The organism is Pistricoccus aurantiacus (genome assembly GCF_007954585.1).
In the GTDB taxonomy this organism is placed as follows: domain Bacteria; phylum Pseudomonadota; class Gammaproteobacteria; order Pseudomonadales; family Halomonadaceae; genus Pistricoccus; species Pistricoccus aurantiacus.
In genome coordinates this window covers 801,105-825,877 of sequence record NZ_CP042382.1, presented here as the reverse complement: position 1 = coordinate 825,877, position 24,773 = coordinate 801,105, and the positions used below count along the sequence as shown (strand labels likewise).

Genomic DNA, 24,773 nt, shown 5'->3' with positions numbered 1-24,773 from the left:
AATCAATTTTCAAGGTGCTATGAAGATACCCAAGAGACTACAACCGTTAGTGGATGATGGCATGATCGATGAGGTCATCTGCCAGTTGATGAGCGGCAAGGAAGCTCAGGTATACGTGGTGCGCGCGGGCGGCAAGCCCAGCTGCGCCAAGGTGTTCAAGGAAGCCAAGCAGCGCAGTTTCAAGCAGGCGGTGCAGTATCAGGAAGGCCGCAAGGTGCGTAACAGCCGCCGGGCCCGGGCGATGTCGAAGAAGACCCGCTACGGCCAGAAGGAGCAGGAAAGCGCCTGGCTGAACGCGGAGGTCGAAGCCCTGTATCGCCTCGACGCGGCGGGAGTGCGGGTGCCCAAGCCCTACGGTTTCGTCGACGGCGTGCTGCTGATGGAGATGATCGCCGACGCGGAAGGCTACGCCGCGCCGCGGCTGGACGATGTGACCCTGACCGAACAGCAGGCGCTCGAGTATCACGCCAAGGTGATCGATGACGTGGTGCGCATGCTCTGCGCCGGCCTGGTGCACGGCGATCTTTCCGAGTTCAACGTACTGCTGGACGCCTCCGGCCCGGTGATCATCGATCTGCCCCAGGCGGTGGATGCGGCGGGCAACAACAGCGCCGCCAGCATGCTGGAGCGGGACGTGAACAACATGCGTGCCTATTTCGGACGCTTTGCGCCGGCGCTGCTGGAGACCCGCTACGCCAAGGAAATCTGGGCGCTTTTTGAAGCGGGCAGACTGCAGCCGGATACGCCCTTGTCCGGGCGTTTCGAAGCGGACACTTCAAGCGTCGACGTGGATGATCTGATGGAAGTCATCGACGATGTTCGTGCCGAGGAGGCCAACCGCCGAGCGCCATCCTGGGACGAAGAAGACTGGTAAGGCCCTCGTCAGGCGCAGGGAGCGTCAGTACGGTCTATATCCACCAGATCGGTGACCGCAATATCGCCGATATTCGCCAGAGCCGTCGCTGATAGTCCGATATGGTCGGTGTATTCGAAAAAATTCATTAGAACTTTAATAGCGGTATAACTATAATTTCCATTGCCTCTGATTTTCTTGCGACGTTCTCTATAACTATCGGCATGTTTCACGTGAAACATGCCGATAGCATTTATGCAGTGCCCCGGTAATCAGGTGAAACCCGCTTGGATATTTCAGCGAACAGGAGAATGATGGATGAGTGATGTCCGCTCAACCCGGCCATCCGAAGGATGCGCTCATCCGCGACTGGTGGAACTGGTCCTGGCCCTGGGAGGCTTCGGCATCGGCACCAGCGAATTCGTCATCATGGGGCTGGTCAACCGGGTGGCTCAGGATCTACAGGTACCGATGCCCGATGTTGGCTATGCGATCAGCAGCTACGCCCTAGGCGTTGTGGTGGGTGCGCCGCTCATCTCTGCTTTGGCGGCGAGGGTGCCCCGCCGCGCCTTGCTCATCGTCCTGATGCTGCTTTTTGCCATCGGCAATCTGGCGAGCGCCTTTGCCCCTGACTTTGCTTCTTTCGTTCTTTTGCGCTTTATATCCGGCCTGCCCCACGGCGCCTATTTCGGCATCGCCGCCCTGGTGGCCGCCGCCTCAGCCCCCATCGATCAGCGTGCCGGTGCCATAGGGCGGGTGATGCTGGGGTTGTCCGTCGCCATCCTGATCGGTGCGCCGCTGGCCACCTGGGCCGGCAACCTGTTCGGTTGGCAGGTGGCCTTTGCCGCCGTGGGGATGATCGCACTAATCACTGCGGGACTGGTGCGTCTCCTGGTACCCGCGCAAGCCGCCGATGTGAATGCCAGCCCGAAGCGGGAACTCTCCGCCCTGGCCAAACATCGAGTACTGTTCACCCTGGCGGTAGGCTGTATCGGTTTTGGCGGGATGTTTGCGGTATTCAGCTATGTGGTTCCCACCCTGACCGAACAGGCCGGCATGCGAGAAGCGCTGGGACCACTGGTACTGGCGGTCTTTGGCGTCGGTACCATACTGGGCAATTTGATAGGCGCACGCCTGGCGGACAGGAATCTGCTGAGCGCCATACCAACCATTCTGATCTGGTGCCTGGTCATACAAGGCCTTTTCTATTTTGCCGCCAACTCTCTTTGGCTAGGCATCATCTGCGTCGGGCTGGTGGGTACCAGCGTTGCCTTGGGACCGGCACTGCAGACGCGCTTGATGGACGTGGCGGAAGATGCCCAGACCATGGCGGCCTCTCTCAATCATGCCGCTTTCAATGGGGCCAACGCTTTAGGCGCCTGGCTTGCCGGCGTCACGGTCAAGATGGGTTTCGTCTGGTCCGCCACCGGGCTGGTAGGGGCGGGGCTCGCTGCTGCGGGCCTGGTGATTTTCTACATTGGACTCTGGGTGGAGCGTGGCAGGGATCCGGCAGCCGCGAGGGTCTGAATCGATCCGCTGTCCAATCTGTATCCGTGAATTTTCCTTGTCATCCTCAGCGGATCTTCAGCAGTTCCTTGCTGGATGGTTGGGGGTTGCTGCTGGAGCGAGACATAGATCACAGGCGTGCTTGTTTTGGACGCTTCGCACCGGTGCTGCTGGATACACGCTATGCCAAGAAACTGGGTCCTTATGAAGCGGGCAAGCTGCAGCCGGATATGCCATTGACCGGTCATTTTTGCGGCGGATACTTCGAGCGTTGACGTGAAAACGACGCGTGGTGACCATTGATGACATCGGCAATATGGCCGTTGGTCTTGCCAGCGACTATGCCCGCAATGTGACGGGCAATATTGCTTTTGTTGATGCGGGCCACAACGTGATGGCTTGATCCTGACCTTCCATAAACTTTCTAATGAATGAGCGAAGGATCCAGCAGATAGCGCGATAAAGCCACTCGCCCGGCGCTTCCAGTGCCGCCAACACCTGAAGCACAAGCTCGGCAGGAAAACATGGCGTTCGCCCGGTTTGCTTGTCAGGTTTTCGAGCGGAAATGCCTATCTGAGTCAGGCCTTTCTCGTGCGGGATTGCCCATCACGACAGCATTCGCCGGTACGTCGCGGTTCACCACACTGCCCGCACCGATAAGGGCATTATCGCCGATCGCGACCCCCGGTAGGATGATAGCGCCGCCGCCGATCCAGACATTCTTGCCGATGCTGATCGGGCGCCCGAACTCCAGCATTCGTTCACGCTGCTCGGGATCTCGTGGATGATCGGCGGTAAGTAGCTGAACGCCAGGGCCAATTTGAGTCTTGTCATCGATCGCCACCTTGACTACGTCGAGAATGACGCAATTGAAGTTGAGAAAAACGCCGTCGCCCAAGCTGATGTTGTAGCCGTAGTCACAGTGAAAGGGTGGTCGGATATTGACACCTTTACCCACATGGGCGAATGCCTCTTCCAGCAGTGGCTGGCGCTCTGCCTGCGTATGGGTATTCGTCTCGTTGTAGCGATCCAGCCATTGGGATATGTAGCGATGATCAGCCGATAGTTCGGGGCAGTCGGCGATATAAAGTTCGCCTCCCAGCATCTTTTCTTTTTCGGTCTTTTTTGCCACGTCGTACCCTCGACTCATTGGTTTTAGACAGACAAAGAATTACTAAAGATTGAGGTGGACCCCATCAGCTGGACAGCTTGAAGGTGTTACTAAGCTCTGACCTCTTTGTTTACCCGGCTCAAGCTGCCAGGGTCACGGATGGCTGGTAATACACCTCGTCGGGTGTTTGATAATCATGGCTCTGATGGAACCGCTCCTGATTGTAGTGCCGGAAGTACCGGTTAAGCGCCTGTCTCAAGTGTCGCCCATCCTCGAAGGCGGTGAGGTAGATGCACTCATGTTTGACACTGCGCCAGAGGCGTTCCACGAAGATATTGTCATGGTAGCAGCCCTTGCCGTCCATGCTGATCCGGATGCCATGATGCTTGAGAACATCGGTGAAGGCTTCACTGGTGAACTGGACACCCTGATCCGTGTTGAAGATTTCCGGCGTTCCATGACGTTGCAGGGCCTCCTCCAGAGCATCAACGCAGAAGTCAGCGTCCAGGGTGTTCGAGACGCGCCAGGACAGCACCTTGCGAGTGTGCCAGTCCATGATGGCCACCAGGTACATGAAGCCCCGGGCCAGCGGCGCATACGTGATATCGGCGGCCCACACCTGGTTGGGCCGGTCGATCCGGCGCCCTTTGAGCAGGTAGGGATAAACCTTGTGCCCCTCGCCGGGAATGCTGGTTCTCGGACGCGGGTATACCGCCTGCAGGCCCATGGTGCGCATCAGTCGCTGGACTCGCTTGCGGTTTACCTGATAGCCCTGGCGCTGCAGGAACGCCCGCATTTTGCGAGACCCGTAATACGGCGTTTCCAGATGTTGCTGATCAAGTAGATACATGAGATTCAAATCCTTCTGACGCTGTTGCCGAGGACGGTAGTACACCGATGAGCGGCTCAATTTGAGCAATTCACATTGGCGCGTCATGCTGATATCAGGGTGGTCGCGCTCGATCATCGCCAACCGGCGTCGACGACTTACTGATCGAGCTTGCGCGATAAAAAATCGCGTTCCACCGTCAACCGGCCGATCTCGCGATAGAGTTCATCGGTGTTGGGCTCGTTGGACGGCTTGCCAGCCTTCTTCTTGCCTTCGAAGAGGTCAGGGGCATTTTCCAGCAGCTCGCGTTTCCAGGTGCTGACCATGGTCGGATGGATCTGGAAACGGGCGGCGATCTCGGAAGTGGTCTGGTCACCCTTGAGAGCGGCCAGGGCAACCTTGGACTTGAATGAAGCGCTGTACTGTTGGCGTTTCTTGCTCATGATTCTCCTCCTGAGGGAGATGATGAATCAGAGCTTAGGCACCTGTCCAAATTTCGGGGTCCAGTTCAGATAGTCTTAAAAAAAGATTATTGATTTTTCATTAATCGGGTATATGTCACTCGATATTCTGAATCTGCTCCCGCATCTGTTCGATCAATACCTTGAGTTCCACGGCGCAGCGGGTGGTTTCCGCGACCACGGATTTCGATGACAGGGTATTGGCTTCCCGGTTGAGTTCCTGCATCAGGAAGTCCAGCCGGCGTCCTATGGGACCTTTCTGGATGAGCTGGCGGGCGACTTCCGCCACGTGGGTTTCCAGACGGTCGAGTTCTTCGTCCACGTCGGCTTTCTGGGCCATCAGCACCAGCTCGGCTTCCAGGCGCTGGGGGTCGAGTTCCGCGCGCACCGCTTCAAGACGTTCCAGCAGCAAAATGTGCTGGCGTTCGAGAATACCCGGGAGCAGGGCGCGTACCTGGGCAACCTGCTCTTGGGTGCTGTCGAGTCGCGCTTGAATCAGTTCCGCCAGACGCTTTCCTTCTCGCGCGCGGCCCTCGATCAGCTCATCCAGCGCTTGAGAAAACAAGGTTTCGGCGGCGGCCTTGATATCGTCCAGATCGGGTTCCTGGGCATCGCCGATGCCCGGGTGATCGAGCAGTGCCAGGGCGTCCGGCATGGGGGCATCCGGAATCTCGCCGCGTATCTGCTGCAGGGCGAAGGCCAGTTCCATGAGGCGCTCACGGTTGACCCCAAAACCGGCGCCGACGGTGGCCGGGGCGAACTGCAGGGTGCATTCCACCTTGCCCCGGGCCAGACGTTTGCGCAGGGTTTCGCGCCAGATCGGCTCCAGCGCTCGAAGGCTCTCCGGCAGGCGGAAGTGCAGGTCCAGGTAGCGCTGATTCACCGAGCGCAGCTCCAGATGCAGGCTGCCCCAAGCGGCTTCATGGCTCTGGCGGGAAAACGCGGTCATGCTGTGTGCCATGGGAACTCCTGGGTTTGAATGCGATAGGGCTAGTGTAACGGATTGGCTGCCTGCATGAGTTGACCGGGAATCCGCGCGGCGAGGCATGTAGAATGTAGGCCGTTTTCCGATCCCGTTCGATTCGATAAGGAATGTTATGCACTCGCCTTCTACTGCATCACCGGTCAAGCGCCCCAGCGGGCGTCGGCCGGAGCAAGCCCGAGAGATTCGCCTGACCCGAGACTACACCCGTCATGCGGAAGGTTCGGTACTGGTGGAGTTCGGCGATACCAAGGTGCTGTGCAACGCCAGCGTCGAGGCGGGGGTGCCGCGCTGGCTGCGAGGCAAGCATCAGGGCTGGGTGACCGCGGAATACGGCATGCTGCCTCGAGCGACCCATACCCGGGGCGGACGGGAGGCGACCAGGGGCAAGCAGGGCGGGCGAACCTTGGAGATCCAGCGCCTGATCGGGCGCTCCCTGCGAGCGGCGGTAAACCTCAAGCATCTCGGTGAGTTCACCATCACCGTGGACTGCGATGTGATTCAGGCGGACGGCGGCACCCGCACCGCCTCGATCACCGGGGGCTGCGTGGCGCTGGTGGATGCGGTTCGCTACCTGCAGCGCAAGAAGCTGATCAAGAAGGATCCTTTCCAGCAGCTGGTCAGTTCCGTGTCCGTGGGTATCTTCAAGGGCGTGCCGATAGTGGACCTGGACTATCCGGAAGACAGCGCCGCGGATACGGACATGAACGTGGTGATGACCGAGCAGGGCGGGCTGATCGAGGTGCAGGGCACCGCAGAGGCGGCGGCGTTTTCCCGGGCGGAACTCAACGCCATGCTGGATCTGGCGGAAACAACCGGGCGCCAGCTCTTCGAGCATCAGCGTGAAACGCTGGGTATTCGCACCTGATAGTTATCGCTTGATCTTCAGACACAAGAATGCCGGCTTGAACCGGCATTCTTGTATGAGAGTCAGTTGTGCAGGGGTCATGGAATATCGACAGCCGCTGCACTGGCCGGCGGTTAGACCGTGAGGTCGTACTCGACGATCAGCGGCGCGAACTCCGAGAATGTAGCGTCATAGTCGATCCAGGCGTCGCGGACATGCTGGCGAAAGTTGGGGCCGACGATCTGATAGTCGACCCGCCAGCCTTCCTGGCGCGAGCGGGGCCGGTCCTGATCCAGCGCTGGCCACCAGGTGTACTCGTTGCCGTCCCGGTTGATTTCCCGGAAGGTGTCGATGAAACCGATAGGGCCGAAGACCTGATCCATCCAGGCGCGCTCTTCCGGCTTGAAGCCCGGCGTGGTCTGGTTGTCCGCCCAGTTGGCGAGATCCAGGGTCTTGTGAGCGATATGCCAGGTGCCGCAGATGATGTATTCCCGGCGCTTGCGGGCCATCTTGCTCAGGTATTCCTGATACTGGGTCATGAAAGCCTGCTTGGCGGCAGGATCGCTGCCGTCCGGCATCAGGAAGCTGGCGACACTGAAACGATCATAATCCGCCTGCAGGAAGCGGCCTTCGTTGTCGCATTGAGGAAAGCCCAGGCCGTACATGATCGCCTTGGGAATCTTGCGGCAGTAGAGCCCCACGCCGGAGAAACCGTCCTGTTCCGCATCGAGAAAGTAGCCTTCATAGCCTTCCGGATAGAGGATCTCGTCGTTCAGCTCGAAGCTCTTGACTTTCAGGTTCTGAACGCACACGACATCCGCGTCCTGGTTGGCCAGCCAATCGAGAAAGCCTCGATCGACGGCCTCAAGGATGCCGTTGACGTTGATAGTGGCGATTTTCATTCCATGGTCCCTTTGATATCGCGCGTGTATCATACCTGAGGTTTAGAGGTTTTAGTAAATGGCTTTCATCAATCGATGTGATAACGGGCGCTGAGGAGACGAGCCGGTGAAAGAGCAGGAAGCGGCGAAGATGCAGGACTATCAACGAGAGTTCATCGAGTTCGCCATTGCCCAGGGAGTGCTCAAGTTCGGTGAGTTCACGCTGAAGTCCGGCCGCGTCAGCCCCTATTTCTTCAATGCCGGCCTGTTCAAGAGCGGCACCGCCCTGGCGCGGCTGGGGCGTTTCTATGCCCGTACCATCGTGGACAGCAACCTCTCCCCGGACGTTCTGTTCGGCCCCGCCTACAAGGGTATTTCCCTGGCCGCCACCACCGCCGTCGCTCTGGCGGATCATCATGATCGCGATCTGTCCTTCGCCTTCAACCGCAAGGAAGCCAAGGCTCACGGCGAGGGCGGCAATATCGTCGGCGCCGAGCTTGCCGGGCGGGTGCTGATCATCGACGATGTCATTACCGCCGGCACCGCCATTCGCGAGGTCATGGAGTTGATCGCCGCCGCCGGTGCCAACGCCGCGGGAGTGGTCATCGCCCTGAATCGTCAGGAGCGCGGCCAAGGCGCCCTCAGCGCCATTCAGGAAGTCGAGGCCAACTACCGCATGCCGGTGATCAGCATCGTCACGCTGAATCAGGTGCTCGAATACCTGGAGCGTCACGCCGAGGAAGAGCTGCGACAATACGCCCCGGCCATTCGCGACTATCGCGCCCATTACGGCGTCGATACGCCCTGAGACGTCGACCAAGATGGTATCGACCATGCTATACTTATATGGTAAGCAGCCTAAGATGATTTTCAATGGAGTCTTCATCATGCTGAAAAAATCCGGTTACCTACTGGCGTCCGCCGCGCTCTTGCTTATGAGTCACAATGCCTTAGCGCTGAGCCTTTCCGTCAGCGGCCATGACGATGGATTCGGCGTCGAGGCAAGCCAGAGCATCGCGCCTACGTTGCGTGCCGGTGTCGGTTATTTCACCTCCGATGACAGCGGCCGCGACGTGGATCTGTATTCCGGTTCGCTGATGTTTGCTCCCTATCTGCCGATCGTCGATCTGGCCGTGGGCGGCCGCTATCAGTACCAGGACACTCACTACGGCGACGGTGGCGGCCTGGGACTGGGCGGCTCCGCCTTCGTCGGCACGCCGATCCCGCTGACCTCCGTGGGCGCCTATGGCTTCTACACGCCGGACGGGCTCAGCCATGGAGATATCGAGAAGAGTTATAATTACGGCGCTCAGGCCCGGGTCAACCTGTTTTCCCAGACTTATGTCTACGGCGGCTATCAGTACTACCGCACCAAGTTCGATGACCGGGGCAAGAAGACCCTGGATAGCGGCCCGACCCTGGGCGTCAGCATAGGATTCTAGGCAAGTTCGCCCAAGCGCATTATCCTGAGAAGCAGTCAGATGCAATCGGCGCCCTGCTGGGCGCCGATTGCTTGAAGCGCCACTTTCCCTACCAGTGATCTCGATGCTTGATATCGTGTTGTTCGAGCCGGAAATCCCCCCCAATACCGGCAATCTGATCCGGCTTTGCGCCAATACCGGCTTTCGCCTGCATTTGATCGAGCCGCTGGGGTTCGCCTTGGACGACAAGCGTCTGCGTCGGGCGGGGTTGGATTATCACGAGTGGGCGCGGGTCAGGGTGTACGCTCAGTGGCGCGCCTTCATCGAGGAAACACTGCCTAAGCGCATCTTCGCCATTTCCACCCGGGGCCGCACCGGCTATCACGAGCCGCGCTATCGCGAAGGCGACGTGCTGGTGTTCGGCCCGGAAACTCGCGGTCTGCCTCAGGCCATGCTGAACGCCCTGCCGGCGGAACAGCGCCTGCGTATTCCCATGCTGGCGGACAGCCGCAGCCTGAACCTTTCCAACGCCTGCGCGATCATCGTCTATGAAGCCTGGCGCCAGCTGGATTTCAAAGGAGCCGAGCTTCCCTGCGCCTTCGACGGCGAGGCGGGTTGATGTCGATTCGCGAACGCCTCGCCAAGCTCAACCCCCGCCAGCAGGAAGCCGTGCGCTATATCGACGGTCCCTGTCTGGTGCTGGCCGGGGCAGGTTCCGGCAAGACCAGCGTGATCACCTCTAAGATCGCCTATCTGGTGCAGGAATGCGGCATGAGCGCCCGGCGCATCGCCGCGGTGACCTTCACGAACAAGGCCGCTCGGGAAATGAAGGAGCGGGTGGGAACGATGCTCAAGGGTCGCGAGGGTCACGGCCTGACCGTCTCCACCTTCCACACCCTGGGGCTCAATATCATCCGAGCCGAACTCAAGGCGCTGGGCTACAAGCCGGGTTTCTCCCTGTTCGATCCAGAAGACGCCAAGGCGCTGCTGCGGGATCTGCTGCAGAAGGACGCCCAGGTGGACGCGGATCAGATCAACCGGGTGCAGCACCGAATCTCAAACTGGAAGAATGACCTGATACTGCCGGGGGAGGCGCTTTCTCATGCGGCGGATCAGGACGAGCATTACGCCGCCCGGGCCTACGAGGCCTACGGCCGCCATCTCAAGGCCTACAACGCGGTGGATTTCGACGATCTGATCCTGCTGCCGGTAGTGCTTCTGCAAAACGATCCGGAAGCCCTGGCCCGCTGGCGGCGCAAGATTCACTACATGCTGGTGGACGAATATCAGGACACCAACATCAGCCAGTATCTGCTGGTCAAGCTTTTGATGGGGGAGCGCGCCACCTTCACCGTGGTGGGTGACGACGACCAGTCGATCTACGCTTGGCGGGGGGCGCGGCCGGAAAACCTGGTCACTCTAGGAGAGGATTTTCCCAGTCTCAAGGTCATCAAGCTGGAGCAGAACTATCGTTCCACTGGCACCATCCTGGGCGCCGCCAACACCTTGATCAGTAATAACCCCCACGTCTACGAGAAGACCCTGTGGTCGGAGATGGGCCGCGGCGACCCGATCCGGGTGGTGGTCAATCGTCACGAGGAGGCGGAAGCGGAGCGGGTGGCCGGCGAGATCCTGACTCGGCGCATCAAGGAGCGCGCCGAGTGGCGGGATTTCGCAGTGCTCTATCGGGGCAATTTCCAGGCGCGGATTCTGGAGTTGAAGCTGCAGCACTACCAGATTCCCTACAAGCTCTCCGGCGGCACCTCCTTCTTCTCCCGCAACGAGATCAAGGACGCCATGGCCTACCTGCGTCTGTTGATCAATCCCGCGGACGACAACGCCTTTCTGCGTATCGTCAACGTGCCGCGTCGGGAAATCGGCCCGGGCACCCTGGAGAAGCTCGCCAATTATGCTACCCAGCGGGAGTGCTCGCTGTTCGCCGCCTGCCACGAACTGGGCCTCGAACAGCTGTTGCCGACTCGGGCGGTGGAGCGCCTGGGACGCTTCACTCACTTCATCGACGGCGTGCGACGACGCATGGACAGCGGTGACGCCATCGCCGCCATTCGCGACATGCTCATCGAGATGGATTACGAGGCATGGCTCTATCAGAACGCCAGTGCGCCGACCATCGCCGAGCGGCGCCTGGCCAACGTGTGGACGCTGATCGATCAGCTCGAGAAGTCCATGCAACGCGATCCGGAGGAGACGTCAGAAGAGAACACCGCCAGCGAGAACACGGAAACCGACAGCGTGGAAGCGGCGATTTCCCGGCTGGTGCTGCGAGATATTCTCGAACAGCAGGCGGAGGAAGACGACTCCGACCGGGTGCAGCTGCTGACCATGCACGCCTCCAAGGGGCTCGAGTTCCCGCACGTTTACCTGATGGGCCTGGAAGAAGAACTGCTGCCTCACCGCAACGCCATCGAGGCGGATACGGTAGAGGAAGAACGGCGGCTGGCGTATGTGGGCATCACCCGCGCGAGGCGCACCCTGACCCTGACTCTAGCCCGTCAGCGCAAGGCCTACGGAGAACTGATGGACTGCACGCCGAGCCGTTTCCTGGATGAACTGCCCCAGGACGAGCTGGAATGGGAGGGCCGCGCGGACAAGGAAGATCCGCAAAAGAAACAAGCCCGGGGGCAGAATGCCATCGCCGGGCTGCGCTCGTTGCTGAACTAGATTGTCAGGCTAGCGTGACTGGGCCAGACCGTCTCGCCGTTGTTTTGATGAACCGAGTTCGGCGAGACAGCTACGATCAAGGCGTCTGCTGGCTGTAGTATTCCGCGATGTCCTTGATGTCCTCGTCGGAAAGCCCGGCCGCCATCGGCGTCATCACCGCAGACATGCCGCCCTGGCGCTCTCCCGCGCGATAGGCCTTCATCGAGTTTTCCAGATAAGTAGCGTTTTGCCCCGCAAGGTTGGGATACATCGGCGAAGTGCCATGACCGTCCTGGCCGTGACAGGTGGTGCAAACCGCAATCTTGCTGGCGCCGGGAAGATCCGAGCCCTCGGCCGCTCCACCGGTAGCGGCGTCATCGCTGGCCGCTACCTGAGTGGTATCGCCTGCTTCTTCCGGAGCCGCCTGTTCAGCAGCGGCGGTGTCTTCGCTTGAGCTGGCTTCACTTTCTGCGGTATCGGCGCTGGCGGTTTGCGTCTCGCCTTCCGTGGTCGCATCGCCACCTGCCGGATCGCCGGCCGCCGGATCGCCGGCTGCCGCATCATCGTCGGTCTCGATCGCCACGTCATCGCCCCGTACCGGTTCGGTCAGGTAGTTGACCGCGTCCTTGACTTCCTGATCGCTAAGATTCGGGTTGCCCCCCTTGGCCGGCATGGCATTGAGGCCGTTGATGGCATGGTCGTAAAGCGTCGCCATGCCTTGCTCCATGCGTGGCGCCCAGGCTTCCTCATCGCCTCTCACCGGCGAGCCGGCGGCACCGGTTTCGTGGCAGGCGGTACAGACGCTGGCATATATTTCCTCGCCGGATGCCGCGTCGCCAGAGGCCGCGCCGCTGTCCGCGCTGACCGGCGTCGGTGCCGAGGTGTCGGTACCGCAATCCTCACCGGCACGGCACAGTTCCCCCACCGGCGCCAAGCGCTCGGCGATGGCTTCCCGCGACATGGCATCTTGAGCCAAGGCAGTGCTGGCCGCCCCAAGGCTCAGGGTGGCCAGACACCCCAAGAACAGATTGCTGAATTTCACGCTCACCACCTCGTTTACGGTCTTTGTATAATTCTATCCGGTACTCGCACCGTGCAAGAAGGGCCAGTATACCGGCAACCCGGTTGACTGAAAAATGCGGCGAAGTGCAGCAGTAGCGCGGATACTGGACAGGTGCCAGGTTGGCGGTTAGGATACTCGCCGTCTCGCCATAGTGCGAGCCCCACATTACCCAAGCGCCCTTAGCTCAGCTGGATAGAGCGTTGCCCTCCGGAGGCAAAGGTCATAGGTTCGAATCCTATAGGGCGCGCCAGCATTATCAAAGCCTTGGAAGAGATTCCGAGGCTTTTTTGCATCTTGGCTTAGACTTTCTCCTCGATAAGTCATCATGTATCGAGTCGCGGCGACAGGCGTATTCGATTTGCCCGCTAAATAACTGGCTAAAATTCCTCGTTTGGCTAATCTAAGTGATGTATTTCATTTTCTGTCAGAACTTCTAATTCCAGGATGGGAGAGTGATATGAGACTTGGACACAGATTGATGGTGACTATGGGCATTTGTCTATTAGCCGCTACCGGCGCTCAGGCGGCGGTCGAGGTCACCATGCACAAGGTGAGCCCTGAGGGGGTCGGCGAGTTGATGGGCACGGTACATCTTGAAGATAGCGAATATGGCCTGCTGCTGCTGCCGGGCCTGAGCGGTTTGACCCCAGGCGCCCATGGCTTTCATGTGCACGAGCGACCGCTGTGCGAGCCGGCGGAAAAGGACGGCGAAACGATAGCCGCCGGTGCCGCGGCGGGGCACTTCGATCCCGACGCTACCGGCAAGCACGCCGGGCCTTACGGTGACGGCCACCTGGGGGATCTGCCGGTGCTGCTGGTAAATCAGGACGGTATCGCCGACGCCCAGATTCTGGCGCCGCGGCTCACCGTGGACGATCTCGCCGGCCATGCCCTGGTGATCCATGCCGGCGGCGATAACTACGCGGACGAGCCCGAGCCGCTGGGCGGTGGCGGCGAGCGGGTAGCCTGCGGTGTGGCGGATTTCCCCGCCGAGCCGGAGTTGAAGCCTGATCTGATCTAGGTAGGCGACATGTTCGGCATTATCCTTTGGCCGAGCCACGAGCGGTTCGGCCTCAGTAGACGGGCAGGATCGGCAGCCACAGGACTAGTGTCACCGGATGACGCATGAAAGGTCGGTAAAAAGGAAAGTTTCACCATGCCCCATCGCATCGCTGTCATTCCTGGGGACGGCATCGGCAAGGAGGTGATGCCGGAAGGGTTGCGCGTGCTGGACGCTGCCGCCCGTCGCTTCAGTATCGACCTCGCGTTCGAGCATTTCGACTTTGCCAGCTGCGATTACTACGCTGAGCACGGACAAATGCTGCCGGAGGACTGGTTCGAGACTCTCAAAGGGTTCGATGCCATCTTCTATGGGGCGGTGGGCTGGCCGGAAATCGTTCCCGATCATATTTCCCTGTGGGGATCGCTGCTGCAGTTCCGCCGGCGCTTCGATCAGTACGTCAACCTGCGCCCCTGCCGGCTGCTGCCGGGCATCAAGAGCCCGTTGGCCAATCGCGGTCCCGGGGATATCGACTTCTACGTGGTGCGCGAAAACACCGAGGGCGAGTACTCCAGCGTCGGCGGCAAGATGTTCGAAGGTACCGACCGCGAGGTGGTGATCCAGGAGACCGTGATGACCCGCCACGGCACCGACCGGGTGCTGAAGTTCGCCTTTGACCTGGCCCAGAGCCGCCCGCGCCGCAAGCTCACCTCCGCCACCAAGTCCAACGGTATCGCCATCACCATGCCCTGGTGGGACGAGCGCGTCGCCGCCATGGGCGCGCGCTATCCGGAAGTGAAGGTCGATCAATTCCATATCGATATCCTCACCGCCAACTTCGTCCTGCACCCGGACTGGTTCGATGTGGTGGTGGCCAGCAACCTGTTCGGCGATATCCTCTCCGACCTGGGCCCGGCCTGCACCGGCACCATCGGCGTGGCGCCTTCCGCCAACATCAACCCCGAGGGCGACTTCCCCAGCCTCTTCGAACCGGTGCACGGCAGCGCCCCGGACATCGCCGGTAAAGGCATCGCCAACCCCATCGGCCAGGTTTGGTCCGGCGCCATGCTGCTCGAACACCTGGGCCATAAGGCCGCCGCCGACGCCATTGTCGCCGCCTTCGAGGCGGTGCTGGCGGAGGGGGATAGCAAGGTGCTTACGCCCGACCTGGGCGGCCAGGGCACTACCGAGGCGCTGGGGCGGGCTATTGCCGAACGTATTTGAGCTGCTGAAATCAATGCGGTTATTTCAGGAGCTCGTATGGGTAATGACGAACGACGAAGAAATCTTTAGTCGTTGGAAAAGATGTCGTGTGGCTGGCCGACAGAAAGCATTACTGATGCGCTACCGGACGAAGCTCGTAGATTCGGCCATATCGCGCCGCCGCCTCCAGGTTGCCCTGGCGAAGCGCATCCCTTACGTCGTCCAGTCGGTTTGCGTCCTCAATGCTCAGGTAGGGAGACCACGCGGTTTCATCCTCGAGCAGCGTGACCCGTACCTCTGCTACATAGTTGCCTTCATGCACGTATTTCGTCTTCATCCGCTGCATTATGATCAACGCCTCCTTATAAAACTTTTGTCCCACCGCTCGGGATCCGGTCTATAAGCGGTGACCAGAACGACAGGTTTGTCGTAGCCCTTCGGAATGCCCCATACCGCATGAACGGGGCTTCCCGCCCGGTCCTTCTGCAAGAGTAAGACGCTCGGTCCCTTCGGATAGTTCGGATACTCCTCTACGACCACTGCGGTTGAAACCCCGGCTAGCGTCTCTCGTGCCGTCAGCTGATCCTCCGCCAGTTCATCGTACCCGTGCTCCGATATGCGAACTTCCCCGGCCCTAACGAGGGCGCGTACCCGTTCAAGGAACTCACTCAAGCGATACTCTCCGGTTTAATTAAACGGTGGTCGTTTTCATCTTGAGAGAGGGCAGTACGCTGATCAAGGTCTGGCTTGCGGAAAATATGAAGGAAAGACACCGCATCAGGTAAAATGCCAACGCCCGACGGGGATATCGTGAGAATTTTCCAAATGCCTTATTTTAATGATGCGCAGCTTGTCGACAGGGCTGTCCCCGTTTGCTATTCAAAGTAATACCGCTTCCACGGGGCGCCTCAAGGACTTCGGCATTTCTCTCCCTCGGCCGAAGCGCACTACGAGATCGGGCCTCCCGTCGCCCAATCCCAGGGCTTTGGCGAATTCGGGGCGAAGGCCGGCTTCCTCTACCGGCTGGTTGATAAAGGCGTTCCGGATTCCCAAGGCGGTGGCCTGCAGCGCGAAACGTTGGTAACAGCGACCCGCTTCAATCCAATGCGCCTTGTCATCGCGGTTCGACACGAACACGGCGATCCCGGCGGAGCTGCGGATATGGCGGGCGTACTTGTCATTCTCGGGCTTTGCCCGAAAGAAGGCACGAAACAGCAGTCTGCCCAGCCAGCGTGGGGCCGGTGGGCTACCGGTTACGCGAGCCGGCAGGCCGTCCCCGGTGCGGATCGCTTCGCCGTCGCTAAAGCGTATCCAACGCTCCAACTCCCTGACAAAATTCGGATTGTCGACCTGCATCCTGTTGCCCTGAACCACATATTCCAGCACTTTCTCCATGGCTTCTCGCTCGGTCAGCATAAGGAGCGCAACGCCGTGACCGGTTCCCGCCGCTTCTAGCCGGTGCAGTTCTTCGAGGCTCAAGGGCTTGCCGTCAAAGTCGCTTCGGGTGCATTGTCGATGGGGAATGGCTTTGAACAGGGGCGACTCTTGTGCCCTTGATCTTTCCAGTGGAACCGTGATTGCGCCGTCGGAAGCGGCACTGAACACCCCATTACCCATGAACCCGAACGCCCTTGCCGCCTGGGCCAGGTTCTCGGTGGCGCATCCCAGTGACACATGAAGATGATGGTCATCCGGATCGACCACCGGAGTCCGACGGGACAGGTCCGGCAGGATCGCAATGGCGCGATTCTCGATCCGAAACCGCCAGCATTGGGTGTTGTGCCCGGACGGCGCCAGGGTGGCGTAACGGACGATCTCCTTCAGCAATGCCGCCTCTTCAGACAGAGTGCCTTCCGTGTGACGACGAATGCGCTTCACTGCTGCTTCGTATTTCACCTGGTGGACCTCGCTGCGCAACACTAGCGGTGATTAGACCTATTGGGTGAATATTTCCAAGTGCATCAGGTCGTCCATTCGGGAAAGTCGATATCCGTCACGTCCACCACAAAGAAAGGAAAGTACTGATCGGTGCCGAAGCCGTTGCCCGCCTCCACATGGGTGGGCAAGCGGAACCCGGTGAACTCCTGGAACGCCGAGAGGTAGCCGCCGAACGGCTGCAGCCGATACACCTTCTCCGGATTGGCATTGCTCCAGCGCTCGAAGCGGACCTGGATCGGCTGACCATCCGGCGCCACCGCGGAACCTGTCAACCTGATTCGGACAGATCGTTAAAAATTAGTGTCGATTTCGTCTCGGTGTTGCCCGCCGCCGATAGCGTCGGGAAGTTCACCACACTGTAGGGCGCTGGGTCGTCGTCATCGGGCTGTACCGGATTGATCGAGACACTGGCCGGAGGCATCACCACCTTGGGGCGTCCGCGTAGGAACCGCTCGGGGTGCGCCTCGAAGCTGTCATCGAGCGCTCGCTGGCGGACCTTCGCTATCTCGCGATATCGGCCGGTGAAGACCTGCTCCGGCGTGAAGCCAGCCAGCCCGCTGTGATGGTGCTGCAGGTTGTACCAGTCGACGTAGGCGCTATACCACTGCCGGGCATGGACGATGCTCTCGAAGCGCCCGGGATAGTCGGGCTGGTACTTGCTGGTCTTGAACTGGCTTTCGCTGAACGGGTTGTCATTACTCACCCTCGGGCGGCTATGGCTGCACGTCACCCCCAGCTCTCCCATGAGGTCCAGGTAGCTCCGGGCGATCATCGGCGAGCCTCGATCCTGGTGGAGCGTCAGCGCTCCATGCGGGATTCCGTAGCGATCTACGGCCTCCTGGAAGAGCTGCTGAGCCAAGGCGGCATTCTCCTTGTGAGAGACCATCCAGGCCACGATGAAGCGGCTGTAAAGGTCCAGCACCACGTAGAGATTGAGGTAGACGCCGCGTCGCCGCGTGGGCAATTTGCTGATGTCCCACGTCCACGCCTCATTGGCGGCCCTTGCCGTGATGCGTGGCACCGCATGGTGTTGGGGCGCACGCTGAGGACGGCGGTCACCGCTCTCCTTGGCCTCACGCAGCTGCCGGTACCAGGTGCTGAGCGAGCCGAGATAGATCCCTTGCTGCAGCAGGTCGTGGTAGATCTCATACACCGGCTGATCCCGGTAGGGCTCGCTATGCGCGATCTCCAGCATTTGCGCTCGCTCCTCGGCCGACAGGGCTCTGGGCTGCGGACAGTGCCGGCGCGAGGTGGAGGCCCCAGTAGAAGGCTCATGGCGGCGTTTTCGCCAGGCGTACACCGTGCTGCGGTTGATGCCCAAGGCTCGACAGGCCATGGCCAATGGAAGCTGCGCCGGGCGCTCTTCGAGCACCGTGATCATGGTTCGCTCCCATTGTTCATGCGATCGAGCATCGATAACGCTTTTTTTTGGAGCGATAGGCAATCTTCGGCGGTCGAGAGCTTCTGCTGAAGATGGGCGTTCTCACGCTCCAGTGCCTCGATACGCTTCTGCTCCGGGGTCTTGCTCGGGTTCGGGCCTGGGGCGGTCTTGTGGAGCTTCTCCACGCCGTTCTCGGCAAGCTCCTTGCGCCAGGTGGTCAGCTGGCTGCTGTACAGCTTTTCGCGGCGCAGCAGCTCTCCAAGTTCGCCATGCCGACAGGCATCGGCTTCTGCCAGGATGCGCAGCTTGTACTCGGTCGAGAACTGACGACGCGTGCGCTTCTCCAGCTTGGGGTTCGGCGTGACCTGATGATCGGGCAGCGCGGTTGGCGGTTTAGGCATGATACGGGCTCCTGAACCTCGGGCTCTGATATTGAGCTTAACTCACTGAGCCGGTGTATGGATTCAGGTTGACACACAGGGACCGTGACATCGACGGACTGCGAGAGCCCCTGGTGGCTCACGGTAAGGCGGGCGCAATCCGCACCCACCGGCTCCCAGTGAATGCCTGGCCCAGGCAACACCGCCGCCGGCGTCCAGAACACCGCCTCGGCGACATAGCGTCCAAAGGCCGAGCGCCCATGGTCCGGATCGCCACCCATTCGTGCCACCGGCAGCAACCCCATCAGCCAGAATCGCGTCCAGCCCTCGCTGTCCGAGCCGGATAGGCGCAGCAGGTCACGCCTCGCGTTCATCTTCCACACAAAGCCGGCAGGCATGGCCAGGGTCTGAATCGCCGTCATATCAAGATATTTAGGGTCGGCCTTTGTGCCCATCCCGAACCGCCCCGCCATGGTGATACTGGCTACCGTATAAAGGCGCGTGCCCGGGGCAATCGTGTAGAGAAAATAACGCCGGGCGGGCTCCGGCAGATCGGCGACCATCTCCGGGTTGAAACAGGCAGGCCCTGTCGGCTGCGTCGCTGCAAGCCGATTCATGGCCTTTCGATCAGCCCGGTGATCAGACCATCGCAAGAGCGCAAGCCCCAAGCCTGCCAGCAAGAGCGCAAGGAGTAGAACGTTTAGCAGCATCTACAAGGTTCTCAATTCGCCTCCCGATATCCCGAGTGTAGCGAGACCGTGAAGCGGTTCCGAGCTCGGTTGAGCGCCTGGTTTGACACGGCAGCGCCGGGCATCGCCGGCCAGGGGGTCTCCGAGTCGCTGGGCCGAGCTATTGCCGAGTGTATTTAATCTTCTGAAAGGAATCGTAGATCAGACATCGTCCGGGCGGGCCAGCATATTCATGGTCAGGCGGATCATGGTTTCCTTGTTGGCCGGATCGGACTCGGCAATCAAGAGCGTCAGGGCGGCGAGTCCCACGTCGTTGATCACCGCCTCGCCGTGGACGTCGAGCAGTCGTTCGTTGCGGTAGAGGAAGTCGACGAACAGATAGGCCGCGCTGCGCTTGTTGCCGTCGACGAGGGGATGATTCTTGACCACGAAATAGAGCAGGTGCGCCGCCTTGGCTTCCACCGAAGGATAGGCCGGCTCGCCGAAGACCGTCTGGTCGAGGTTGCCCAGCAGCGCCTCGAGGCCGTCACCGCGCTCGCGAGCGAACAACTCCGTGGCTTCGCCGCGCGCCATCAGCTCGGCCTTGAGCGAGGCCAGCGCCGCACGGGCTTCCGCCAAGGTTGGTAGCTGGCCGCCTGGCTGAGCGCTGGGCTCGGTCAGCAAGCCCTCGTCGTAGCGCTGCAGCAGCAGGAAGGTCTGGGCGTAGCGGGTGACGATATCCACGAGGCCACGGCCACTGGTGGTATCCAGCGCCGGGCTGCGAGCCGTCTGGCGCACCAGAGCCATGGCCGCCTCCAGCTCCCGGGCATTCTCCTCGAAGCGCTGGCGGTTCAGCGTCCAGCCTTGGGTGAGGTGCTCGCGCAGTATTCGAGTAGCCCATTGGCGGAAATAGGTCGCCTCGTGAGACTTGACCCGGTAGCCAACGGAAATGACGACATCCAGGTTGTAGAACTTCACCGGCTTATCGGAGCCGGCAATGTGCAAATTTTGCACATTGCTTTTCTCGTCTAATTCGCCTTCCCGGAAGATATTACGCAGGTGCTTGGTTATTACCGATCGCTCGCGGCCGAATAGCTCACCCATCTGCTCCTGACGCAGCCAGATTGTTTCCTGCATAGTGTCTAGCCGCACTTCGACCGTCTTATTAGCGGCCTGATAGATGGCAATGGGTGGCTGGCTGCCAACATTAGATGCCACTATCCACCTACCTTATTGTAAGCCAGCTCAATGAACTTCTTGATTTCTTCGAGCTCTGCTGAACTTGCTACGGTAAATTCGACGTCACCTGTTCCATAATGCCCAATCTTGCTGACATCACGATACGTGGTGGGTGGGTCCACAATGTCTTGCGGACGAAGCTTCAGGAACAACTTGATGTGTTTCTTCTGAGGCTCCATGCAAACAATATTTTGAGATGCCTTATACGCAATATAGAATTTCTTCGGGACCTCCTCAATTGTGGAATCCAAACCGACAACGACTTCTCGAATTTCCTGCATCAATTCTTTAATGGCTGGGCTCTTGTTTTCGAGGTGCTCCTCGTAGGTATAGCTCGCGGTAGCCCGCACTTGTGCGGCTTTCTTACCAGCAGCAACCATGGTCGGATTTTTTTCCAAGTTTGAATCAATTGTGATGGCCTCGGAAGAACCACCGAACACCTCTTCCAGATACAAGCTGTTATTTGTGTATAAACGATATTTCCATAGCTCAATATTTGCACCCATAACTTGTACGGCGTGCAAGTCATATTTCTTATAGTTTGGAGCAATGCAAATGACCCGAATGTCCGACCAATCAACCTTAACGTCTGGACCAAGTGCTTTCTGAACGGCCATCTCGAAATCACCTTTATGATCCCGAATCCAATGAAGGTAAAAAAGACTTTGGTTGATAAGCTCTGAAGATTCCACTTTCTTATATTCGATTATAACTGGGTTATTTTCTTCCGATAGTGCCAATGTGTCGATACGGCCAGCATGCACCGTGCCGGTTGAGAACTCGGTGGCTACGAAGTGGCAATTGAAGACGACCTCCAAATTCCGTTCGATAAGGAATTGAAGATCTTTCTCAAGGACAAAGTTCTTCTGCTCAACTCGCAATAAGTCATTTTGGTAAATTTCGAAGATCGGCACTTGTCTATCCTTATGATTTCTAACGCCGTGTTCATCAAAATGATTAATATAACTATTTATTAGATATAGCTTATAGAAACTTCGTCTGTTTCAAGAGGAACTAAGCCGGCTAAATCTGTGGATATGGATTCAACATACGCTGTGTTTAGTCGGCACCATATAGTTAAAAATGCTTCCTTGACTCTTGCTTCAGGAACAAAACCGATTTTCTTTCCTAATTGAGCATATAGCAAGTGAGGGTCACGATTCGTGTTTCGAACACTCTTCATGCGATCTATCAGTTGGCTTTCAAATTCGTAAGGTTTTAATAATGCAACCGCTAGCTCTCCAGATATTTTATCAATATTTTCAAGTATATTATCATAAACAGCAGATTCTGGGCACTGTCCAGGGAGTCTAAATATAAACTCTGCTTGATTTTCTTTTTGTTCAGAATCCCCATCAATAATGCAGACAGACTTCTGCTTAGCACTAGGGTCAAGGTTATGATTCTTGTGAACTTTAACGGCCGTCCCATCGCCTTTCATAGGGTGTATTGATACTGCATCGCGAGCAATACTTTCTATAGATATTAAAATAGAATTAACCCACATTTCAGCAAAGTCATCTTCTACAAAAACAACTAATTTTGATCTTATCTGTCCACTTATTGCTCGAAGCGACCGTATGTCAAGCTTTCCTTGATATAGCTCGCCATTTACTGAAGCCCAAATAGCTTTGCTAGGTGTAAGGCCCCGGATGATAGATTGAGCCACAGGAGTTATCCTTTGTTGGCAGCACGTGACCTCATTGCCCAGTTCATCCAGGAGCAACGAGATGGATATCAAACTGCATAAGACGGCGACCACCACGCCACGCATCCGCCAGGAAATCCAACAAGCCCCAGCGTCGACTAGCGATAGTGAATTAGCACGACGCTATCGTGTGTCCTGTCCCACCATCGCCCGGTGGCGTCATCGCACGACGCAACAGGATCGCTCCCATACCCGACACAACCTGCTCACGACTTTGTCGCCGATTCAAGAAGAGATTGTCGTGGCATTGCGCGAATACCTGCGCCTGAGCGTCGACGATTTGCTGAAGGTGGCGAGGGAGTTTCTGCATCCCAGCCTGTCTCGCTCTGCCCTTGAACGACTGATGAAACGTCGAGGTCTACCGAGCCTTGCCACGTTGTACAAGCAGGAAAAAGCCGCCCAGAAACCGCCACACAAGCCGTTCAAGGACTATGAGCCGGGCTATGTGCATGTCGACGTCAAATACCTGCCGCAGATGCCTGACGAAGAGCGCAAACGCTATCTTTTCGTCGCCATCGATCGGGCGACGCGTTGGGTCTATCTGGAGATACGTCATCGTCAATCGGCCAAGGATGCTGAGGCCTTCTTGCAGCATGTGCGTGAGCGTGCACCGTTCGAGATCAAGACGCTGCTGACTGACAACGGCAAGACCTTTACCGACCGCTTTGCCGCCGGCGGCGAACGCCAGCCCACCGGCAGGCACCGCGTAGATCAGTTCTGTGCCCGGCAGGGGATTGATCATCGCCTCATTCCCCCGTATCGGCCGCAAACAAACGGTATGGTGGAACGGTTTAACGGCAGGATAAGCGATGTCCTGAACACGCACCGATTCGACTCGCGTGACGACTTGGAGGCGACGCTCAAACGCTACAACTGGCTGTACAATCACCATATCCACCAGAAGGCCTTGCATCATCGGACACCGATCGAGGCCATGAAGCAGTGGCAGCAAGAGCGCCCCGATTTATTTTGGAAACGTGTAATTAATCACACGGGCCCCGACATCTAGAGTATTGCGAGCCCATTTTAAGTTGTGATATTTCGCAGATCTTCTAACTGTATCGTTCGTTCTTATATTTTTATCTATAGCTTCGTACTCAATTTTCCAGTTCAGCATGCTCGAATCATATTTTCCACTTTTTGCGAAAAAAAGGGCAGGAGCTATTTCTTTGTATAAAATAGCTGCTGCACCAGCAATAGTAGTCTTTCCTCCTCCATTAGGTCCAACTATAGCTGTAATTGGAAATTCAAAGTCTATAGACTTGTTTGAAATTGCTCTAGCTTTGTCGATAACAATTCTTAAGAGATACTTGCCATAATTACGATTTCTGACTTTTTCAAATAGATCGTTGATTTGACTTTCCCTAATCTCACCTTGAAACATTTATATACTCCCTAGCATATTGTTCTCATAAGAGATTGCTCGTAATTAGTTTGTATGCCCTGTTATTAGTTTATCATGCCACGTTACTTGTCACCGCTCGTCATCCGCGCCACCCGCCTCGCCCCCTTAGTCTCTATGGACGATGATGCTTGCCATCCCCCTTTCGATAATCGGTGCCATGAATCGTACCTTCGGGGGATAAGTAATGGATATTTGCAGTCTTGCCTACGTGGTGGCGCAGACCGACGAGCTTGACGAGTGGCGGGAGTACGCCGAGCAGGTGCTGGGGGCGATGGCGCAGCCGGCGCCGGATGGCAGCCTCTATATCAAGTTCGATGAGCGTCCGCACCGCATGGTGATTACTCAGGACTCGGACAAGCGCTATGTCGCTTCCGGCTGGGATTTGCCTGAATGCCCTGAACATCCCCGATGAGCACTTCAACATCGACGGCGGCGGCATCTCTACGTAGCGCAGCAGCCGCTCCTTTAGCAGGGCGGTTCGTTTCTTCAACCAGTTATTTCAGCTCCCGCATGCCCGCTGTCCGGGCGGCCTTGCTATCAAAGGTGACAGTGTACTCACAGCCTGCGTCGTGAGCGCTACGCTCGATAAGGCAGTCAGCGAAGTCAGCCTTGGACTGCGCGAAGTGCCGCAGAGCTTGCCAGATTAAGTCAGCATGCTCGACGATCAACTCTTTCGTTCGAAGCAGTGTTTCCAGTACCGTGATAATCTCCGATTTCGTGGCCTGGTAGCAGGATTGGAGCACCCAGACGACTTCGACGACGGATACCATGACGATAAAGCCGGGAGCCGTCGTGGTCAATGATTCTATCAGTTGACTCGCTTTTGCGGATTGTTTGGCGTCATCTTGGGCGATATAACGCACCAGCACGTTGGTATCCAGCCCGATCATCGCGCTTTAGCGCCCTGTGAGGCGATAGCGGCGTTCATGTCTTCCACGCTGACCGGCGCGCGCGGCTTGCGGATCATGCCCTTCAAATCCTTGACCGAGTACGTTGCCGCCATGATGGCGTACTTGCCTTCTCCGATGGGAACGAATTCCACGCGATCTCCCGCACTCAAGCCGAGGGTGGCGCGGACTTGCGCGGGTATCGTCACTTGCCCTTTTGTTGTCACTGTTGCTGTTACCATTGAGACCTGCTCCTTCCAGCTGTCTTTTCCTTACATTGATGTAAGGAAGGAGTAGAGTCAACGGGAATCGATTGGCACTGCAGTGGTAGATGCGTATTGGACGATAT

The 24,773-nt window shown here is 58.2% G+C and carries 30 protein-coding genes, 1 tRNA gene and 1 pseudogene; 13 read left to right on the top strand and 19 right to left on the bottom strand.

All coding sequences use genetic code 11. From position 1 onward, the window contains the following. Nucleotides 1-19: 19 nt before the first annotated feature. The gene (locus FGL86_RS03945; protein ID WP_147183374.1) at nt 20-874 is read left to right on the top strand and encodes a PA4780 family RIO1-like protein kinase; all 855 of its coding nucleotides are present in this window, start codon (nt 20-22) and stop codon (nt 872-874) included. Nucleotides 875-882: 8 nt separating this feature from the next. Here FGL86_RS03945 and FGL86_RS03940 read toward each other — a convergent pair whose 3' ends face one another. Next, nucleotides 883-1,095 carry a hypothetical protein gene (locus tag FGL86_RS03940; protein ID WP_147183373.1) on the bottom strand — a complete coding sequence of 71 codons (213 nt, stop codon included), beginning with the start codon at nt 1,093-1,095 and terminating at the stop codon, nt 883-885. Nucleotides 1,096-1,171: 76 nt separating this feature from the next. Between FGL86_RS03940 and FGL86_RS03935 the strand changes: the two genes are divergently transcribed. Together FGL86_RS03935 and FGL86_RS18365 are read left to right on the top strand one after the other, a co-directional pair. Further along, entirely contained in the window at nt 1,172-2,380 is a 1,209-nt protein-coding gene (locus FGL86_RS03935) for an MFS transporter (protein ID WP_147183372.1), read from the top strand. A gap of 271 nt (nt 2,381-2,651) precedes the next feature. Next, nucleotides 2,652-2,762: a hypothetical protein gene (locus tag FGL86_RS18365; protein WP_222433793.1), complete on the top strand. Its 111-nt coding sequence runs from the start codon at nt 2,652-2,654 to the stop codon at nt 2,760-2,762. 144 nt (nt 2,763-2,906) lie between these two features. Here FGL86_RS18365 and FGL86_RS03920 read toward each other — a convergent pair whose 3' ends face one another. The 3 genes from FGL86_RS03920 to FGL86_RS03910 form a co-directional block, all read right to left on the bottom strand. Continuing rightward, a complete protein-coding gene (locus tag FGL86_RS03920) occupies nt 2,907-3,491 on the bottom strand; it encodes a sugar O-acetyltransferase (RefSeq protein WP_281288531.1) in 585 nt (194 codons plus the stop codon). Between the two features lie 118 nt (nt 3,492-3,609). Continuing rightward, nucleotides 3,610-4,742 (bottom strand): IS3 family transposase gene (locus tag FGL86_RS03915; protein ID WP_425468303.1). Its coding sequence is split into 2 segments (ribosomal slippage): nt 3,610-4,487 and nt 4,487-4,742, totalling 1,134 coding nucleotides; the frame shifts between segments, so codons are not numbered across the junction. A 115-nt stretch (nt 4,743-4,857) separates the two neighbouring features. Further along, complete coding sequence (locus FGL86_RS03910) at nt 4,858-5,721, bottom strand: YicC/YloC family endoribonuclease (RefSeq protein WP_147183369.1); 864 nt, start codon at nt 5,719-5,721, stop codon at nt 4,858-4,860. A gap of 136 nt (nt 5,722-5,857) precedes the next feature. Between FGL86_RS03910 and rph the strand changes: the two genes are divergently transcribed. Continuing rightward, nucleotides 5,858-6,610: a ribonuclease PH gene (rph, locus tag FGL86_RS03905; RefSeq protein ID WP_147183368.1), complete on the top strand. Its 753-nt coding sequence runs from the start codon at nt 5,858-5,860 to the stop codon at nt 6,608-6,610. A 113-nt stretch (nt 6,611-6,723) separates the two neighbouring features. Here rph and FGL86_RS03900 read toward each other — a convergent pair whose 3' ends face one another. Continuing rightward, nucleotides 6,724-7,491, bottom strand: a complete 768-nt coding sequence (locus FGL86_RS03900) for an exodeoxyribonuclease III (protein ID WP_147183367.1) — start codon at nt 7,489-7,491, stop codon at nt 6,724-6,726. Between the two features lie 130 nt (nt 7,492-7,621). On the opposite strand from FGL86_RS03900, the gene pyrE reads away from it, so the two are divergent. From pyrE to rep, 4 genes are all read left to right on the top strand, one after another. Then, nucleotides 7,622-8,278 carry an orotate phosphoribosyltransferase gene (pyrE, locus tag FGL86_RS03895; protein ID WP_147186075.1) on the top strand — a complete coding sequence of 219 codons (657 nt, stop codon included), beginning with the start codon at nt 7,622-7,624 and terminating at the stop codon, nt 8,276-8,278. 79 nt (nt 8,279-8,357) lie between these two features. Next, nucleotides 8,358-8,912: a YfaZ family outer membrane protein gene (locus tag FGL86_RS03890; protein WP_147183366.1), complete on the top strand. Its 555-nt coding sequence runs from the start codon at nt 8,358-8,360 to the stop codon at nt 8,910-8,912. Between the two features lie 103 nt (nt 8,913-9,015). After that, entirely contained in the window at nt 9,016-9,510 is a 495-nt protein-coding gene (gene trmL / locus FGL86_RS03885; protein WP_147183365.1) for a tRNA (uridine(34)/cytosine(34)/5-carboxymethylaminomethyluridine(34)-2'-O)-methyltransferase TrmL, read from the top strand. Next, nucleotides 9,510-11,573, top strand: a complete 2,064-nt coding sequence (rep, locus tag FGL86_RS03880) for a DNA helicase Rep (RefSeq protein ID WP_147183364.1) — start codon at nt 9,510-9,512, stop codon at nt 11,571-11,573. The genes trmL and rep overlap by 1 nt, the downstream gene beginning before the upstream one ends. Nucleotides 11,574-11,649: 76 nt before the next feature. On the opposite strand, the gene FGL86_RS03875 is transcribed toward rep, so the two are convergent. Then, nucleotides 11,650-12,594, bottom strand: a complete 945-nt coding sequence (locus tag FGL86_RS03875; RefSeq protein ID WP_147183363.1) for a c-type cytochrome — start codon at nt 12,592-12,594, stop codon at nt 11,650-11,652. A 194-nt stretch (nt 12,595-12,788) separates the two neighbouring features. Here FGL86_RS03875 and FGL86_RS03870 point away from each other — a divergent pair. The 3 genes from FGL86_RS03870 (at nt 12,789) to FGL86_RS03860 (ending at nt 14,839) form a co-directional block, all read left to right on the top strand. Then, nucleotides 12,789-12,865 (top strand) — tRNA-Arg (locus FGL86_RS03870). A gap of 207 nt (nt 12,866-13,072) precedes the next feature. Next, nucleotides 13,073-13,636 (top strand): superoxide dismutase family protein, encoded by a 564-nt coding sequence (gene sodC, locus FGL86_RS03865; RefSeq protein WP_147183362.1) that lies wholly within the window; start codon nt 13,073-13,075, stop codon nt 13,634-13,636. Between the two features lie 135 nt (nt 13,637-13,771). After that, the gene (locus tag FGL86_RS03860) at nt 13,772-14,839 is read left to right on the top strand and encodes a tartrate dehydrogenase (RefSeq protein ID WP_147183361.1); all 1,068 of its coding nucleotides are present in this window, start codon (nt 13,772-13,774) and stop codon (nt 14,837-14,839) included. Between the two features lie 109 nt (nt 14,840-14,948). Here the strand turns inward: FGL86_RS03860 and FGL86_RS03855 are convergent, their stop codons facing one another. The 10 genes and pseudogenes from FGL86_RS03855 to FGL86_RS03815 form a co-directional block, all read right to left on the bottom strand. Continuing rightward, a complete protein-coding gene (locus tag FGL86_RS03855; protein WP_147183360.1) occupies nt 14,949-15,164 on the bottom strand; it encodes a hypothetical protein in 216 nt (71 codons plus the stop codon). 5 nt (nt 15,165-15,169) lie between these two features. Next, a complete protein-coding gene (locus tag FGL86_RS18360) occupies nt 15,170-15,490 on the bottom strand; it encodes a DUF4258 domain-containing protein (protein ID WP_147183359.1) in 321 nt (106 codons plus the stop codon). Between the two features lie 207 nt (nt 15,491-15,697). Next, nucleotides 15,698-16,714 (bottom strand): Acg family FMN-binding oxidoreductase, encoded by a 1,017-nt coding sequence (locus tag FGL86_RS03845; RefSeq protein ID WP_147183358.1) that lies wholly within the window; start codon nt 16,712-16,714, stop codon nt 15,698-15,700. A 65-nt stretch (nt 16,715-16,779) separates the two neighbouring features. Then, a complete protein-coding gene (locus tag FGL86_RS03840) occupies nt 16,780-17,028 on the bottom strand; it encodes a DUF6544 family protein (protein WP_222433792.1) in 249 nt (82 codons plus the stop codon). Further along, nucleotides 17,025-18,137 carry an IS3 family transposase gene (locus FGL86_RS03835; protein ID WP_147183357.1) on the bottom strand — a complete coding sequence of 371 codons (1,113 nt, stop codon included), beginning with the start codon at nt 18,135-18,137 and terminating at the stop codon, nt 17,025-17,027. Before FGL86_RS03835 ends, FGL86_RS03840 begins: the two co-directional genes overlap by 4 nt. Beyond that, nucleotides 18,134-18,538: a transposase gene (locus tag FGL86_RS03830; protein ID WP_147183356.1), complete on the bottom strand. Its 405-nt coding sequence runs from the start codon at nt 18,536-18,538 to the stop codon at nt 18,134-18,136. The genes FGL86_RS03835 and FGL86_RS03830 overlap by 4 nt, the downstream gene beginning before the upstream one ends. A gap of 143 nt (nt 18,539-18,681) precedes the next feature. Further along, nucleotides 18,682-19,080, bottom strand: a pseudogene (locus tag FGL86_RS18355) (DUF6544 family protein); the annotation flags it as partial. Nucleotides 19,081-19,407: 327 nt separating this feature from the next. Next, nucleotides 19,408-20,322 carry a virulence RhuM family protein/type II toxin-antitoxin system death-on-curing family toxin gene (locus FGL86_RS03825; RefSeq protein WP_147183355.1) on the bottom strand — a complete coding sequence of 305 codons (915 nt, stop codon included), beginning with the start codon at nt 20,320-20,322 and terminating at the stop codon, nt 19,408-19,410. An 80-nt stretch (nt 20,323-20,402) separates the two neighbouring features. Next, nucleotides 20,403-21,338 carry a DUF5655 domain-containing protein gene (locus tag FGL86_RS03820; RefSeq protein ID WP_147183354.1) on the bottom strand — a complete coding sequence of 312 codons (936 nt, stop codon included), beginning with the start codon at nt 21,336-21,338 and terminating at the stop codon, nt 20,403-20,405. A 59-nt stretch (nt 21,339-21,397) separates the two neighbouring features. Beyond that, complete coding sequence (locus tag FGL86_RS03815) at nt 21,398-22,093, bottom strand: hypothetical protein (protein WP_147183353.1); 696 nt, start codon at nt 22,091-22,093, stop codon at nt 21,398-21,400. 61 nt (nt 22,094-22,154) lie between these two features. Between FGL86_RS03815 and FGL86_RS03810 the strand changes: the two genes are divergently transcribed. Beyond that, nucleotides 22,155-23,141, top strand: coding sequence for an IS481 family transposase (locus FGL86_RS03810; protein WP_147183352.1), 987 nt, complete (start codon nt 22,155-22,157; stop codon nt 23,139-23,141). Here the strand turns inward: FGL86_RS03810 and FGL86_RS03805 are convergent. After that, a complete protein-coding gene (locus FGL86_RS03805; protein ID WP_147183351.1) occupies nt 23,097-23,516 on the bottom strand; it encodes an ATP-binding protein in 420 nt (139 codons plus the stop codon). The two genes, FGL86_RS03810 and FGL86_RS03805, sit on opposite strands and share 45 nt — an antisense overlap. A gap of 205 nt (nt 23,517-23,721) precedes the next feature. Here FGL86_RS03805 and FGL86_RS03800 point away from each other — a divergent pair, with 205 nt between their 5' ends. Then, nucleotides 23,722-23,949 (top strand): VOC family protein, encoded by a 228-nt coding sequence (locus tag FGL86_RS03800; RefSeq protein WP_147183350.1) that lies wholly within the window; start codon nt 23,722-23,724, stop codon nt 23,947-23,949. An 82-nt stretch (nt 23,950-24,031) separates the two neighbouring features. Here the strand turns inward: FGL86_RS03800 and FGL86_RS03795 are convergent, their stop codons facing one another. Continuing rightward, complete coding sequence (locus FGL86_RS03795) at nt 24,032-24,427, bottom strand: type II toxin-antitoxin system VapC family toxin (protein WP_147183349.1); 396 nt, start codon at nt 24,425-24,427, stop codon at nt 24,032-24,034. Continuing rightward, entirely contained in the window at nt 24,424-24,666 is a 243-nt protein-coding gene (locus tag FGL86_RS03790; RefSeq protein ID WP_147183348.1) for an AbrB/MazE/SpoVT family DNA-binding domain-containing protein, read from the bottom strand. The genes FGL86_RS03795 and FGL86_RS03790 overlap by 4 nt, the downstream gene beginning before the upstream one ends. Between the last annotated feature and the right edge of the window lie 107 nt (nt 24,667-24,773).